Genomic DNA, 14,814 nt, shown 5'->3' with positions numbered 1-14,814 from the left:
AATGTCAGTATTAAAACAAATTTTTGAAAAAAAAATTACATCTATTGAAAAGAGAAAAAAACTTAAATCAATTGATCAATTAGAAAATGAAATTGCAAATAATCTGATACCTTCTCATAACTTTTTTGATGTTTTAAATCACAATAATGATCAAATAAAGATTATTGCTGAATGTAAGAAAAGTTCTCCATCAGCTGGTTTAATAGTTGATAGTTATGATCCTATAGCTATATGTAGTAAGTACAAGACTAAAGGTTACAAGAATTTATCAATTCTAACAGAGGAGAAATATTTTCAGGGATCAAATGAAGATCTAACTAAAGTTAAGAGAGAACTTAATATGCCAATACTTCAAAAAGATTTTATTTATGATGAATGGCAAATATTTGAAGCAAAATCATGCGGAGCAGATTGCATTCTTTTAATTTCTGAATATTTAAATTTTGAGCAACTTCAATCTCTTGTTAAAACTGCAGAAAGTCTTGAAATAAGTGTGTTAGTTGAGTTTCATAGATTAGAGGAGTTGGAAAAAATAATTAATTTGAATATAAAAAATATAGGAATTAATAATAGGAACTTAATATCTTTGGAAACAAATGTTTTACATTGTTTAGATGTATACGAAAAAAACAAAAGTATATTAAAGGACTATAATATTATTGCTGAATCAGGTTTTTCATCAAATGATGATATAAATAAATACCTTGATTACGGTATTGAGAGATTTTTAATAGGTGAGCATTTACTGAAGGAGTCATTTTGAAAAGATTTATATTTTTCGTTTATTTACTGGTTAATGTAGTTTCGAGCTCTGAACTTTATTTCATTGAGCCTAAAGATGGACAAGTTGTTGAAAAAACCTTTGTAGTTAAGTTTGGTTTAAAGGATTTTGGCGTTGCTCCTGCAGGATACGATATTAACAATACGGGCCATCATCATCTTCTTATTGATGTAGAGCTGCCTGATCTTAATAAACCTATTCCAGCTGATGCAAATCATCTTCATTTTGGAGGAGGGCAAACTGAAGCTTTGCTTACATTGAGTCCAGGAGAACATAAGTTAAGGCTCTTGATGGGGAACTATCTGCACATTCCCCATGAAAAACCTTTAATATCCAAAGAAATAACTATTATCGTCAAGAATTAGTTATAAGTACTTCCACCCTGACCGGCATCAACAATATTAATTACTGCATCATTAGCCATATTTGGATGAACTGTGCAGTAATAATATAGTGTGTCTGGTGTTTCAGAATCGATTATTAATTCCAAAATGGTATTTGGTCCCATATTAGTATCATATGTTCTACCAGCTTCTCTTGTAACATAGTTATCTCTGGTGTAAGTAGTTCCACCGCCATGTGTGCCATCTTTTGTTGTAGATATTCTAAACGGGTGGGTACTATTTGTAGAATCACCAAGGTCAAATCTATAAGTTTTTCCTCTCTCTAATGTTAAGCTTGGTGCCAACATTCCATCTATATAATACTTATCTGGAGAGCTTGTAGAAGTGACTTTAAAAGTTGTTTCCTTCACAGGCTTTCCATCTAAACCAACAGCAGATACTAGGTTTGATGCATCATGTCCTAAATAGTCTGATGATGTCACATCCATGTTGTATTGATATAGCTGATGATCATTAGAAGTTACATGATTGTTATTTTTGCTGAAAGTAGCTGTAATTCCAGAAGCAACACTAAAAGAACTTGTATCTTTTGTTGTAGAAAATTCATAACCATCAGTCCAAGTGGTGCTGTTTTTAATGCCTGGTGAGTCAAAGAAATATACATAAACGGTACGAGTATCAGCAGAAGCAGATTCTGTAGTATTACCGGACATTTGAATAATCTCTGTATTGCCACCGGTTGTTAAGTTTGCATTTATGCTTGTTACCGCAACATCTGGTGCCGGAGCCGGTGCCGGTGTTGGTGCCGGTGTTGGTGCAGGTGTTGGTGCAGGTGTTGGTGCAGGTGTTGGTGCAGGTGTAGGTGCAGGTGTTGGAGAGGGACCATAGCCTCCGCCATCACTCATTCCGCCGCCTCCGCCGCCTCCGCCGCCTCCGCAAGCAGCAAGAAGTACAATAGATAACGCAGTAAATGTATTTTTTATTAGTTTAGACATCTTCTAGATATAAACATAAATTTACATTAATCAATAAATTAATATTTATTTGTTTCATTATTGTTACTTTTTGGAATCTAACTTTGTTTTATCAGTTTCATCTTTGTGCTTTTTCAGATATCTCATAAATGGAGTTCCGCCCGTTCCTCTTACAACTGAACCACCTGAACCAAATAGTGTTTCTTTAGTATTTTGCTTGTGTATATAGTCAGCTGCATACTGCAAATGTTGTGCTCTAAATGCGCTTATTTCAACTAGTGAATCATTATAAAGATCTTCGAGCTTTTTATCGTCTTTTATAAAGCTTTTTAGTTCACTGTTTTTCTCAACGTACTCAATTAGTTGTCTGTGTGCTGGTGGCATGTATCCACGCATCTCATCAAGATAATCACGCAATTCATCCTTTTCATGAGAGACATTAAATAATGCGTCCATAGTTGGAACTATCGAGCTTTGTGCACCAGTCTCACCTCTATAAAATTGTGGTTTGTTTTCAAAACAACCCTCGTATATCACTCCATTCTTTAAATCAGGATTATTTTTCCAGCCAAAAATATAAGGCCTTACTCTGTGATAATAGATATAGGGATCACATTTTTCAGGCATTTTTCTAAAGATGTGATTTATCTCAATGAAGGAATTTTTTAGCTGATTAAGGTTTTCATAAATTTCTTTTTTAGAAACGTTATCTTCTTGAAATAATTTTGAAATTTGAGTTGCTGATTTAATTGCACCTTTTGCAGCATGCTCAATGCAAACATGAATAGTTACAAACCAATCTTCATCAATTCCACCTAGAAAATTATGTATAAGAGCAACATTTTCCAAAGAAATTGGTTCATCCTTATTAATTTTAAACCAGTTATCTAGACAATAACTTGCATAGCTAAGTACAGCTGGACGACCAAGCTTATGAGAAATCTCGACCCAAGGTTTAGCCAATGATGCTGGAAGTTTAGAAAGGGGAGATGAGCCTCCGTATATATAAGCATGACCAATAAAAGAAAATTGAACATTAAGAAGCCTTAATTCTCTCTCATTCAATTCATTAAATTTTATCAAAAGTGACTCTTCGGACAATTTATCAATGGCAGGACGAATCTGATTAGTCAGCATTAACTTAGGTAGATTTGATGAAATGTTATGAACTAATTTTATTTTTTCACAATTAGTAACTATTTTCTTAAGTGGTTCAACATCTGATATAAAACTACTTACATCTGAGAGATCAAAATCTATATTAGATTTCATCAAATAACTATATCAGATATTTTTAATAAAAATCCTTGCAAACTATTTTATTGAACATATACTAAACAAGAATCATTCTCATTTACATTTTGAGAATCATTCACAATAAGGAATATTATGAAAGATTTAATTAAAATTCTATTTTTATTGCTTGCTACATCAATAGTGGCGCAATCCGATTCTGTTGATGAAGTAGAGGAAATTGTTGTTAAAGGTAATGTTCTTTATTCTGATCAGGTAAACGCATTAAAAACACCTGTACCTGTTATTAATGTTCCTCAAACAGTAACAATTGTTACAGATGAAGACATTCGTAAACAGGGTTTTAGACAAATTGGAGATATCGTTAGATATACTCCTGGAGTAAATACTTCACAGGGAGAAGGGCACAGAGATGCTGTTGTTTTTCGTGGGGTAAGATCAACTGCTGACTTTTATCTAGACGGTATGAGAGATGATGTTCAATATTATCGTTCTTTGTATAACCTTGAACAAGTAGAAATACTTAGAGGCCCTAATGCACTTTTATTCGGAAGAGGTGGAACAGGTGGAATTATCAACAGAGTAACAAAAAAAGCAACTGTTGGAGAAGTTTTCGGTTCAGTAGATGCAGGCTTTGATTCATTTGGGGCATTTGATGTTGCTGGCGACTACAACATGGCAACAGGCAATAATTCTGCACTGAGAATTAATTTTCACACCGATGATTTAGCTAATCACAGAGATTTTTATTATGGCGAAAGAGTTGGTTTTAACCCAACCCTTAAAGTTCTAGTAAGTGATGCAACAACACTAGATCTATCTTATGAGTATGCAGATCATGAAAGATTTATTGATAGAGGGATACCTACTGCTGATGGTGAGCCTGTTGAAAGATTCGAAAAAATTGTTTTTGGTGATGAAGATCAAAATTTACAAACATTAACAGCAAATATTATGAGAGCAAATGTAAGTCACATGCTTTCTGACACTAGTAAAATAAATATTTCTGTATTGTCTAGTGATTATGAAAAGATGTATCAAAACCTTTATGCTGCTGCATATGATGCTGAAACAAATGTTGTAACTATGGATGGTTACTACGACCCAACTGAAAGAGAAAACTTCATGATGTCTGCAAATCTAGTAAGCGAATTAGATTTTGGTGGAATGAAGCATACACTTTTAGTAGGCACAGAAGTAATTGATACACAAAATAAAAATACTAGATATGACAGTTACTGGATAACTAGCGGGTCAGATAAAGAGAGCTTTATAGTGACTAGACCTCTTGATTTTTCAGTTACTAATTTAGGCGTTGCTACAGCATTTGATTTTGCAACAAAGTTAAAGAGTAGAACTGAGTCAGATATTGCTGTTTCATCTTTCTATGTACAAGATCAAATAGAAGTAAGTGACAAAGTGCTTTTAATGCTGGGTGGACGTATGGATACATTTGATATTACTGTTGATGATCTAAAGGCAGGCTCATCTCAATCAAGAGAGGACAAAGAATTCTCTCCAAGAGCTGGTATAGTATTTAAGCCTAGAAACAAAGTATCTATTTACTATAGCATGAGTCAAAGCTTCTTACCGAGATCAGGTGAGCAATATAAAAAACTTACAGCAAGTGCAGCTGCTTTAGATCCAGACGTTTTTGAAAATACTGAATTTGGTATGAAATGGGCAATTTCACAAGATTTAAGTTTTACAGTAAGTATGTTTGATAGTGAACAAACAATTGCAACAAGAACATCTGACGGTGAATCTGCTGAGATAGTTGGTCTACAAGTTGATGGAGTTGAACTTGAGCTTAAAGGACAGGTAAATGACAACCTAAATATTGCAGTGGCTTACGCACAAATGGATGGTGAGACAAGTACTGGTGGTGAACCAAGAGAAATTCCAAAAAATACGTTATCAGTATTTGCTCAATACAGGGTTAATGATAAGTTTGGTTGGGCGCTTGGATTCACTGATCAAGGTAAATCATACATAAGTAACAATAATACCAGCAGATACTTACCAGAGTATACAAGAGTTGATTTTGGTGCTTATTATGATGTTTCATCAGATTTAACTTTACAAGTGAATGTTGAAAATGTGAAAGATGAACTTTATTTCCCACACTCACACAGTTCTCATCAAGCGTCTGTTGGAGAGCCACAGAATGCGAGACTATCACTTAGGTATACTTTTTAGAGTTTGATAGTGGATGGCAAGCTGAGGTCAGTGGACACAATGAATCATATTCCACCCTTGCATAATATGATCAATACAATGTACCAGTCATGCTTGCCTACACTCTCAGAATTAGTCTTTCATGAAGTGAAAGTCGCTTTCTGATCCCTTATATTACATTCCTGAAAGAGCTTTCAATGCTTCGCCCCTCGCTAACCTGAGGGGTTTTTTTTCTTTAAAAAAATTGTAGACTTCATTTATGAAATTAACTTTTCCGCCTGTGATAACTCTTGGATGTTTGATCATTCAAGTTTTATTATTCAATTTGTTACCATTATCTGTTGATCTCAGCCTTCTATTTGGTTTTCTGTTACTAGTTGGATCAATTGGTTGTATCGCTTTAGCAGCAAGAGAGCTTTTCAAAAACGAAACAACAATAATTCCTGATGGTCAGCCTGAAAAATTAGTTACTACTGGTCCTTTTTCATTCTCAAGAAATCCTATTTATCTTGGAATGGCTGGAATATTAATTTCATCAGCTTGTTTTATGCAGTCATTATCAGCATTAGTAATACCAGTAATATTTGTATTAATCATACATAAAACTTGGATTCCTCATGAAGAAGTCAAATTAAAAGAGAAATTTGGTAAAGACTGGGAAAATTATGCTGCATCAACTAGCCGCTGGTTAGGATAAAATTTTATCGAGATATTTTTTCCATTCTACGAAACTATTCTCTAAATAATCATTTTCACTGTTTATGGGTTTTACTACATCTCTTTTTTGGTCAAGAATTACTTTTTTATCCATAACATCTTTAGAAATACCAGCTAATGCAGCGACGCCAAATGCAGTAGACTCTTTATTATCAGGAACATTTACATTTTTATTTAGAAGAGTAGCTAATTGCTGAACAAATTTCTTATTTTCCACCATTCCTCCATCAACATTTAAGATATTTATCTTAATTCCAGATTTTTCAAAACAATTAAGTATTTCTTTTGATTGAAATGAAATTGATTTGAACGCTGCATTAATTAAATCTTCCTTGCTGCTGTCTCTAGTTATTCCATAAAAAGAGGCTCTTATTTCTGAATTCCAGTATGGTGCACCAAGTCCGGTAAAAGCTGGTATAAATATGACTCCATTACTATTACCATTTGTTCTTAGAAATTTCTCTGATTCAGGACTTTTGTCAAAAAAATCAAGGTTATCTCTCAAGTATTGTACTACTGTGCCTGCAGAGTAAATACTTCCTTCCATTGCATAAAATACATCTCCACCAAAACTAAAACCTACTGTAGTAAGCAATTTCTCTTGTGATAGAACGGGTTTTTTGCCGATATTAGACATTAAGAAACACCCTGTTCCATAAGTACTTTTTGAGTCTCCCTCTTCAAAACATCCTTGACCAAATAATGCAGCTTGCTGATCTCCAAGTACACTATGAATTTCAGCATTATTAATTTTCTCAATACGGCCAAAAGAAGAATCTGACATGACAACTTCTGGAAGAAGTGATTTATCTATTCCAAAAATATCTAATAACTCTGCATCCCAAGAAAGAGTATTTATATTAAATAGCATTGTTCTTGACGCATTAGTAATATCTGTTTTAAAAATTTTCCCCTCAGATAGTTTGTACATCAAATATGTATCGACAGTGCCAAAACATAGTTCACCATTAGCAGCTTTTTCTTTTGCTCCACTAACGTTCTCAAGAATCCATTTAATTTTTGTTGCTGAAAAATATGGATCTAAGATAAGTCCAGTTTTGTCTTGTATGTTCTTTTCAAGATTACCTGTTCTTATGCTTTCGCAATATTGCGATGTTCTCCTGTCCTGCCATACAATCGCGTTATAAATCGGATTACCAGATTGTTTTTCCCATACAATAGTAGTCTCTCTTTGATTTGTAATTGATATCAATTCAATATCATCTTTATTAATATCATTTAAGGACTTTATAACCGAATCCATTAATATTTGTGGATCTATCTCTACCCAACCATCTTCAGGGTAAATTAATGGATATTCATGTTGACTAGATTCAATTGTGCCCCCATAAATATCATATGTAATTGATCTTGAACTAGTTGTTCCCTGGTCGATTGTAAGTATTTTATAATTCATATATGAGTAAAAATAACATTCTAACTTTAATCATTACACTAATCATTACTTCAAGTTGCGCTAGTACAGAATTAAATAACGAGAAATCAGAGAGAGAAGTGCAGAGAGATAAAAAATTAAATGAACTTGAACAGATATGCGATTATGTAACTATCGATATTTATCAAGGTGAAGAGCTATTCATCTGCCATAGATCTGCTTCGAGAATGCCAAAGAAAAATCCAGTTCCTGATCCAAATGTCGAAATTATCAATGAAAAGGAAATTATTGAGAAACCTGGAGATTTTTAATGTATAAAATTTATTCCACAAAATCTTGTGGATACTGTGAAAGAGCAAAATCATTGCTTGCAGCAAATAACCTTCCTTTCGAAGAAGTATATGTTGATGAATCAGCTGAGAATTTTAATGAAATGAAAAATGTTGCGCCAAACATGAAGACTGTTCCTGTAATTACCCTGAATGGCTTGCTTGTGGGAGGTTTTTACGAGCTTAAAGAAAAAGTAGATGCCTAATTTAGTCGTTTACGACACTGAAACAACTACTAACATGAGTGGCCCTGAAAAAGACTTTAATCAGGTCATTCAAATTGCCTCAATACTTTACGATCAAGATTTAAATAAAAAGGATTCATTTAACTTTTCGTGCTCTCCATTACCATGGTCATTATTTTCTCCTGGTGCCTTACTTACAAATAAAAAAATCGATGCATTCGATAATGAAATTACACATTATCAGTTAATAAAATCTACATGGGAAAAATGGAAATCATGGACAGATTTTTCAGATAGTATATTCATCTCATACAACGGCGATATGTTTGACGAGGAAGTAATGCGTCGACAATTTTTTTGGAACTTAATTGATCCGTATTTTACAAGCAGAGAGCCAAGATCACGACTTGATGTGCTGCCAAAACTTTTTCCCCTAGCAATATTTTATAAGAATGATTTCGACTTACCTTATGTAGATAAAAAGGTCAGTTTTAAACTTGAGAATATTGCAAAAAGCTATGGTATCGACACTACAGATGCGCATGATGCTTATGCAGATTGCATATTTTTATATGAATTGATTAAACAAATAAAAAAAAATGTGCCAAATTATTTTGAAGAAATAATCTCAACAACAAACAAAATAAAGAAAATTGAACATCTAGCAAGAAATGAAATTCATTTTGACTGCACTAGATATGGTAATAATAATCCTGTTTATGTTTTCAGTTCTGCAAATATTTCTAATCAGTTGCTAGTAAGCTTCAATTTAAATTTTGATCCTCATGATTATTTTGACTTATCTTATTCAGAGCTTGAGCACTTAATTAATTCACCAAAAACATCGCCATTTAAAAAAATAAATGTTTCAAGGTCTAACTCTTTAATATCATTAGAAACTTTGAATAAAGACAATGTGAAAATAGAAAATCTTGATTTTTATAGAAAAAATAGAGACATAATTAAAGAAAATAAAAATTTCTTAGATAAGGTTCTAGATATTTTCATTAATAGAACATTTGAAAGTAAGCCTACGAATATCCCTGAACAAAGTCTTTACAGTGGCGGCTTTTTAACTAAAAAAGAAATTGATATTTTTAATAAATTTCATGACGAATCTAATTTAGATGAAAAAATTAAGATTATTAACTCACTTGATGACGATAGACATATACAATTTGCTAAACGTATATGTGCACAAGAATTTCCAGATACTGCACCCCAAGATTACTTAATTCATTGTAGGAATTTAGTTATAGAGCGATTTAACGAAAAAGGTCCTTGGCCAGATGCAGATAAATATTTGAGTGATGCTAATAAATTATTGGAAGATATTTCGAACGATGAAGAAAAAAAGCTTGTTAATGCATCAATTGATCAAATAAACAAAAATCGTATTAATTAACTTTTTTCTTATATACTTACTTTCATTAAATTTCACAGTTTGAAAATGGCCAGATTTATTGTTCTTATACTATTTTCATTAAATTTGTATTCACAAATAAAACTTGATGGAAAGGTTGATGCTGCAGAGTGGCAAAATTCTGAAAAATACACCTTAGATTACGAAATTGAGCCTAGTTATAACGGTCCCGCCGAACATAAGACAGAAGCATTTGTAAAGCATGATGATTCCTACTTATACGTTGCATTTAAGGCTTATGGAAATAAGGATTATATAAGGGCTCAGGTAAGATCAAGAGATAGTGTTAGATGGTCAAATGATATAACAATTGTAGGTATTGATACTTATGGAGACGGTAGATATTACATTGGATTTGGAGTAAATCCTCTTGGAAGCATCCATGATTTTAAGAGAATAGGAAATGGTGAACCTGATAGTTCATATAATGTTGAATTTGAAGGTGAGGGTAGACTGACAGAGTTTGGTTACGAAGTTGAAATGAAAATACCTTTTTCATCACTCATATTTCCAGAAGTAGAGAAGCAGGAATGGAAATTAATGTTTTTTAGAAAACTATATAATCGTGCTCAAGAATCTAGATATTTGTCACATCCTGTAATTGCAGGCGCTGGTTGTTCAATTTGCCAGTCTAATATTACTTATAATTTATTTGATATAAAGAAAAAGCAAAAAAGACGTTTAATACCATCTTTCACAGCAAATTCCTTATCAAATCGAGATAGTGATGGCAATTTAAAGTCTGAACCTATAAATTCTGAAGTTTCTCTTGGCGGTGACTTTGAGATTTTTGGAAGTAATTTTGAATTTACATTGAATCCAGACTTTTCACAAATTGAAGCAGATGAGACAAAAATAGATATTAATCAAACTACAGCTTTACAGTTTGAAGAAAGAAGAATTTTCTTTAATGAGGGTAAAGATTATTTAAGTTCAAGACTTGACGCAGTTTATACAAGAGCTATTAATGATCCAGAATATGCAATTAAATTTTTTAATAGAGGAGAGAAGCACAGCTATTTTTTTCTTGATGCAAAAGATAGAAATACTCCGCTAATAGTACCAGGTGAACAAAGATCTTATAGTGCGTTGCTAGGAGAGAGTAATTCAAATATTTTTAGTTATAACTACAACCTCGGAAAAGGTCAAAATTTAGGCTTTCTTGCAACAAGCAGAACTTATGAGGAGGGTGGTTTTGGGCGTCTATATTCAGCTAAGGGAAAGTTTTTATTATCAGATAAATATTCTACCTATTTTGAAATAGCTCAAAGCTCAACGGAAGAGCCGATAAGTGATTTAATTACTACAACAAATGAATCAGATAAATATAACTATCTATTAGATGGAGAAAGTTTTGATGGAACAGCTGCTCAGTTTAATTTAAATAGAAATACTGAAAAATGGGAAACTAAATATAGGTTTGAAACTAAGTCACCTGAATTTAGAACAGATTTAGGTTTTACAACAGAAAATAATTGGTTAGCGCATGAATTAAGCCAAAGTTATCAATATCGATCAAATAATTTTATTCGTAAGGCTAACATGGGTGGCTCAATAAGCCTTTTAACAAACTATGATAACAACATCTTAGACCAAGAAGCAGAGCTTTTTTTTAATGCAGATTTTTCAAATCAAATTAATCTTGATCTAGGTATAGAGAGATCGAATAAGGCAACATTTGAAGGTTTTGCTTTCCATAATATAGACAGTTTTAGAACAGGGGTAAGGTACAATCCAAGTGGTAAATTCTTTATTAGATTTAATTATGACTATGGGGATGCTATTGCAAGAAATATATCGACACCAGAATTAGGTAAAAGAACAAACTATACAATCGGTGGATTCTATCAAGTTAATGACAGAATACGTATTAGATACAATTACAGATATAACAAGCTTGAAAATACATTAACAAATGAAAATTATTTTGCTGGTTATTTAACAACAATAAGAGGCCTTTACCAGTTTGATAAAAACTCATTTATCAGAGTTGTTCAAGAATATAACGATTTTAATGATAATGGTTACACACAACTTTTATTTCAATGGCAGCCAAATTCCGCAACAATTTTCTATTTTGGTGGAACATTTAATCAAGAAGATATTGAAGGAACATGGGAGATTGAAAGCTCTCAGATATATATGAAATTTCAGTATTTATTTAATTTTGATTAAAATTACAACTTAATGATCGAAGCAAAAAATCTAACAAAAATCTTTAAAGTACCTACTGAAGAAAAGTCTATATTTGGAGCAAAAAAAATTGATAGTGCAGCAGTAGATGACCTTAGTTTTTCATTGAAAAAGGGAGAGGTATTAAGTTTATTAGGCCCGAACGGATGTGGTAAAACAACTACTTTAAGAATGCTAGCTGGTATGTTAGAGCCATCAAAAGGAACAGCTTTTATAGATGATATTGATGTCAGAGAAGATAAGCAAAAAATCAAATCAAAAATTGGGTTTATGACAAATAATACATCACTATATGATCGTTTAAACGTTGTTGAAACGATAAAATTTTTTGCTGAGTTAAATCAAATTCCAGAGAATATATACAAACCTAGAGCTGAAGACTTATTCGATCAACTAGATATGAAAAAATATCTTTTAAAGCGAGTTTCTGATTTAAGTACAGGTATGAAGCAAAAAACCTCAATTGTAAGGACACTAATTCATGATCCAGATTTAATTGTTTTAGATGAACCAACCACTGGAGTAGATGTTACAGGTCAATCAATAATTTTAGACCTTATAAAAAATATAAAAGCCAAAGGAAAAACACTTATATTCTCAACACATCAATTGGGTGAGGTTAAAGATATTGCAGACAAAATTGTTGTGATCAAATCAGGAAAAAAAGTATTTGATGGTGATAACGATTCCTTTCAAAAAATTAATCCTAATAAAAACTTTAATGAGATATTTTCGGAGTTAGTCGATGAGTAAATGGCGAGTATTACTAAATAAAGAGATTCTGCATTTATTTCGTGATACAAAAACAATATTACAAACTGTTATTATTCCAACCTTTATCACCCCTTTGCTTATCGGAGCGATATTTTGGTATATCTCATCAATTGCCCAAGAAGAGAGTATAAAAACCTATAAAGTCTCAGTTTTTGGTGATTCTGAACTAATTAATACCTTAGATGAATCTGAACGTTTAAATATTTTTAAAAAAAGTAGTGTTATAGACGTCATTAATGATGTTGAAACTGAAATAACTGATGTAGGACTTTCTATAAGTAGTAATTTTGATGGCAATTTGAATAATAAATTAAGTGGCGAAATCACAATATATTCTAAAAACTTAGATACTTTTTCCCAAGCAAAAAACGTAATCGAATCTTCTATTAGGACTTATGAAAATCAAATAAGAGAAGATAGACTTACAGAGCTTAATTTAGATGAAGATTTTATTGACCCTATAAAAGTAATTGAAGAGGACCTTACTACTGAAGAAGAGTTTGCCGGTACTTTTGTTGGCGCCTTTGTTGCATTTATGTTCATTGCATATATTTTGACAGGTTCAATGTACCCAGCAATTGATCTTGGTGCTGGTGAGAAAGAGCGCGGTACTATGGAAACACTTGTTTCGACAAACATATCTACTGTAGAAATTATTATTGGAAAAATGTTTTCAATTACTCTTTCAGCTGTAATTACTGCAATATTTTCAACGCTTGGATTTATCATTCCGCTCATACTAATTTATTTATTTTATGCCGACTCAATTCCTCAATACGCTTTTGATGTGATAGCGGCTATTGTGAATCCTGTTGCTATATTGGGAATTTTCGTTCTAATTATCCCTTTAAGTATTTTTATGGGTTCTTTGCTGCTAGCAATTTCAATTTATGCAAAAAATACTAAAGAAGCATCGTTATTAATGGGAAATATTGTTCTTGTTTTCTTTGCACCTGCTTATGTACCTCTAATCAATCCTGGTATGGATTTAGATTTAGTAGGATCACTCATACCATGTTTTAATTTAGCACTACATACAAATGCCTTGATTTCAGGGAGCGTTGATTGGTTTTTATATGCATGTTCCTTGGGTTCAACTGTTATTTATTGTTTGATAGCTGTTTATATAACCTACATTATGTTTGATGATGAAAAGGTTATATTTAGATCTTAATGATAGTAATTAACACACCAGTCTCGCCTTATCTACAAAATGCTCCAATTGTCTACTGTGATAAAACAAAAAAATCAATTTTTGTAGATCCTGGAGATGAAGCTGAAAAATTAATTAGTGTTAGTGAAGAACATAATCTCAAACCAGAATTTATTTTAATAACACATGGCCACATTGATCATGCAGGTGCAGCTGTTGAATTAGCTCATAAATATAATCTTAAAATTATTGGCCCACATAAGGATGATAAATTCTTACTTGATACTTTAGAGGTTCAGGGCCAGATGTATGGTGTAAAAGCTAAAAATTTTATTCCTGACCGTTGGTTAACACATAATGACTCCATAGAATTTGCAGACTTTAAATTACAAATATTGCATTGTCCTGGTCATTCTCCAGGGCATATAGTTGCTATTAATCATGAATCTAAACAAATTATTGGTGGTGATATTCTATTTAATGGTTCAATTGGAAGATCAGACCTGCCTATGGGCAATCATCAAGATTTAATCAAATCAATAAAAGAACATTTTTTAACTTTAGATGATGACTATGATGTTTATTGTGGACATGGACCTAATACAACAATAGGTCATGAGCGTTTAACTAATCCCTTTCTTACAAATGCTTAATATTGAATCAGTAAATTTAATGCAATTAACAATTGATTTAGCAAAAAAGAATCTAGCTAAAAATAAAATTCCAGTTGCAGCAATCATTGTAGACGGACAAACAAACGAAATTATAGCTAAAGCAACCAATGATAATAGTCCTATTGGTCATGCAGAGTTAAAAGCAATAAAAAAAGCACTAAAAAAATTAAATACAAATAGGCTGGATGGGTGTGAGATGTATGTTAACTTAGAACCATGTCCAATGTGTGCAGTCGCAATTTCAAAAGTCCACTTAAGTAAAATTTATTTTGGGGCAGAAGATGAGAAGGGCGGAGGTGTTATAAATGGTCCAAAGATATTTAGTTTACCCAATTATAGAAGTCCCGAAATAATTTCACATTGTTTAGCAGAGCAATCGTCAGAACTATTAAAAAAATTCTTTTTAAATAAAAGAAAAACCAAAGAAGCTATATAATTG

At 32.2% G+C, this 14,814-nt stretch carries 15 protein-coding genes; 12 read left to right on the top strand and 3 right to left on the bottom strand.

The features are described from left to right. Position 1 precedes the first annotated feature (1 nt). The gene (locus M9B42_02945) at positions 2–763 is read left to right on the top strand and encodes an indole-3-glycerol phosphate synthase TrpC (GenBank protein ID URQ63748.1); all 762 of its coding nucleotides are present in this window, start codon (positions 2–4) and stop codon (positions 761–763) included. After that, a complete protein-coding gene (locus tag M9B42_02940) occupies positions 760–1,146 on the top strand; it encodes a DUF4399 domain-containing protein (protein URQ63747.1) in 387 nt (128 codons plus the stop codon). The genes M9B42_02945 and M9B42_02940 overlap by 4 nt, the downstream gene beginning before the upstream one ends. Here M9B42_02940 and M9B42_02935 read toward each other — a convergent pair. Both M9B42_02935 and M9B42_02930 read right to left on the bottom strand, forming a co-directional pair. After that, positions 1,143–2,120 carry a hypothetical protein gene (locus tag M9B42_02935; GenBank protein ID URQ64803.1) on the bottom strand — a complete coding sequence of 326 codons (978 nt, stop codon included), beginning with the start codon at positions 2,118–2,120 and terminating at the stop codon, positions 1,143–1,145. The genes M9B42_02940 and M9B42_02935 overlap by 4 nt on opposite strands. A gap of 63 nt (positions 2,121–2,183) precedes the next feature. Further along, on the bottom strand, positions 2,184–3,371 hold the full coding sequence (locus tag M9B42_02930; protein ID URQ63746.1) for an indoleamine 2,3-dioxygenase: 1,188 nt from the start codon (positions 3,369–3,371) through the stop codon (positions 2,184–2,186). Positions 3,372–3,488: 117 nt separating this feature from the next. Between M9B42_02930 and M9B42_02925 the strand changes: the two genes are divergently transcribed. Then, on the top strand, positions 3,489–5,552 hold the full coding sequence (locus M9B42_02925; protein URQ63745.1) for a TonB-dependent siderophore receptor: 2,064 nt from the start codon (positions 3,489–3,491) through the stop codon (positions 5,550–5,552). Between the two features lie 238 nt (positions 5,553–5,790). Further along, positions 5,791–6,228: an isoprenylcysteine carboxylmethyltransferase family protein gene (locus M9B42_02920; GenBank protein ID URQ63744.1), complete on the top strand. Its 438-nt coding sequence runs from the start codon at positions 5,791–5,793 to the stop codon at positions 6,226–6,228. Here M9B42_02920 and glpK read toward each other — a convergent pair. After that, positions 6,220–7,665, bottom strand: a complete 1,446-nt coding sequence (gene glpK / locus M9B42_02915; protein ID URQ63743.1) for a glycerol kinase GlpK — start codon at positions 7,663–7,665, stop codon at positions 6,220–6,222. The two genes, M9B42_02920 and glpK, sit on opposite strands and share 9 nt — an antisense overlap. Positions 7,666–7,667: 2 nt before the next feature. Here glpK and M9B42_02910 point away from each other — a divergent pair, with 2 nt between their 5' ends. Genes M9B42_02910 through M9B42_02875 form a run of 8 tightly spaced genes read left to right on the top strand, consistent with a single transcriptional unit; the run spans position 7,668 to position 14,811 of the window. Beyond that, a complete protein-coding gene (locus M9B42_02910) occupies positions 7,668–7,955 on the top strand; it encodes a hypothetical protein (protein ID URQ63742.1) in 288 nt (95 codons plus the stop codon). Beyond that, entirely contained in the window at positions 7,955–8,179 is a 225-nt protein-coding gene (locus M9B42_02905) for a glutathione S-transferase N-terminal domain-containing protein (protein ID URQ63741.1), read from the top strand. The genes M9B42_02910 and M9B42_02905 overlap by 1 nt, the downstream gene beginning before the upstream one ends. After that, on the top strand, positions 8,172–9,563 hold the full coding sequence (locus tag M9B42_02900; protein URQ63740.1) for a hypothetical protein: 1,392 nt from the start codon (positions 8,172–8,174) through the stop codon (positions 9,561–9,563). Before M9B42_02905 ends, M9B42_02900 begins: the two co-directional genes overlap by 8 nt. A 45-nt stretch (positions 9,564–9,608) precedes the next feature. Continuing rightward, positions 9,609–11,756, top strand: a complete 2,148-nt coding sequence (locus M9B42_02895; GenBank protein ID URQ63739.1) for a carbohydrate binding family 9 domain-containing protein — start codon at positions 9,609–9,611, stop codon at positions 11,754–11,756. 12 nt (positions 11,757–11,768) lie between these two features. Next, entirely contained in the window at positions 11,769–12,527 is a 759-nt protein-coding gene (locus M9B42_02890) for an ATP-binding cassette domain-containing protein (GenBank protein ID URQ63738.1), read from the top strand. Continuing rightward, positions 12,520–13,722 (top strand): ABC transporter permease, encoded by a 1,203-nt coding sequence (locus M9B42_02885; protein URQ63737.1) that lies wholly within the window; start codon positions 12,520–12,522, stop codon positions 13,720–13,722. The genes M9B42_02890 and M9B42_02885 overlap by 8 nt, the downstream gene beginning before the upstream one ends. Further along, the gene (locus M9B42_02880; GenBank protein URQ63736.1) at positions 13,722–14,354 is read left to right on the top strand and encodes an MBL fold metallo-hydrolase; all 633 of its coding nucleotides are present in this window, start codon (positions 13,722–13,724) and stop codon (positions 14,352–14,354) included. The genes M9B42_02885 and M9B42_02880 overlap by 1 nt, the downstream gene beginning before the upstream one ends. Beyond that, entirely contained in the window at positions 14,347–14,811 is a 465-nt protein-coding gene (locus tag M9B42_02875; GenBank protein URQ63735.1) for a nucleoside deaminase, read from the top strand. Before M9B42_02880 ends, M9B42_02875 begins: the two co-directional genes overlap by 8 nt. Positions 14,812–14,814: the final 3 nt, after the last annotated feature.

The organism is SAR86 cluster bacterium (genome assembly GCA_023703535.1).
Taxonomy (GTDB): Bacteria; Pseudomonadota; Gammaproteobacteria; order Magnimaribacterales; family TMED112; genus TMED112.
This window is presented reverse-complemented; position numbering and strand designations above follow the sequence as displayed.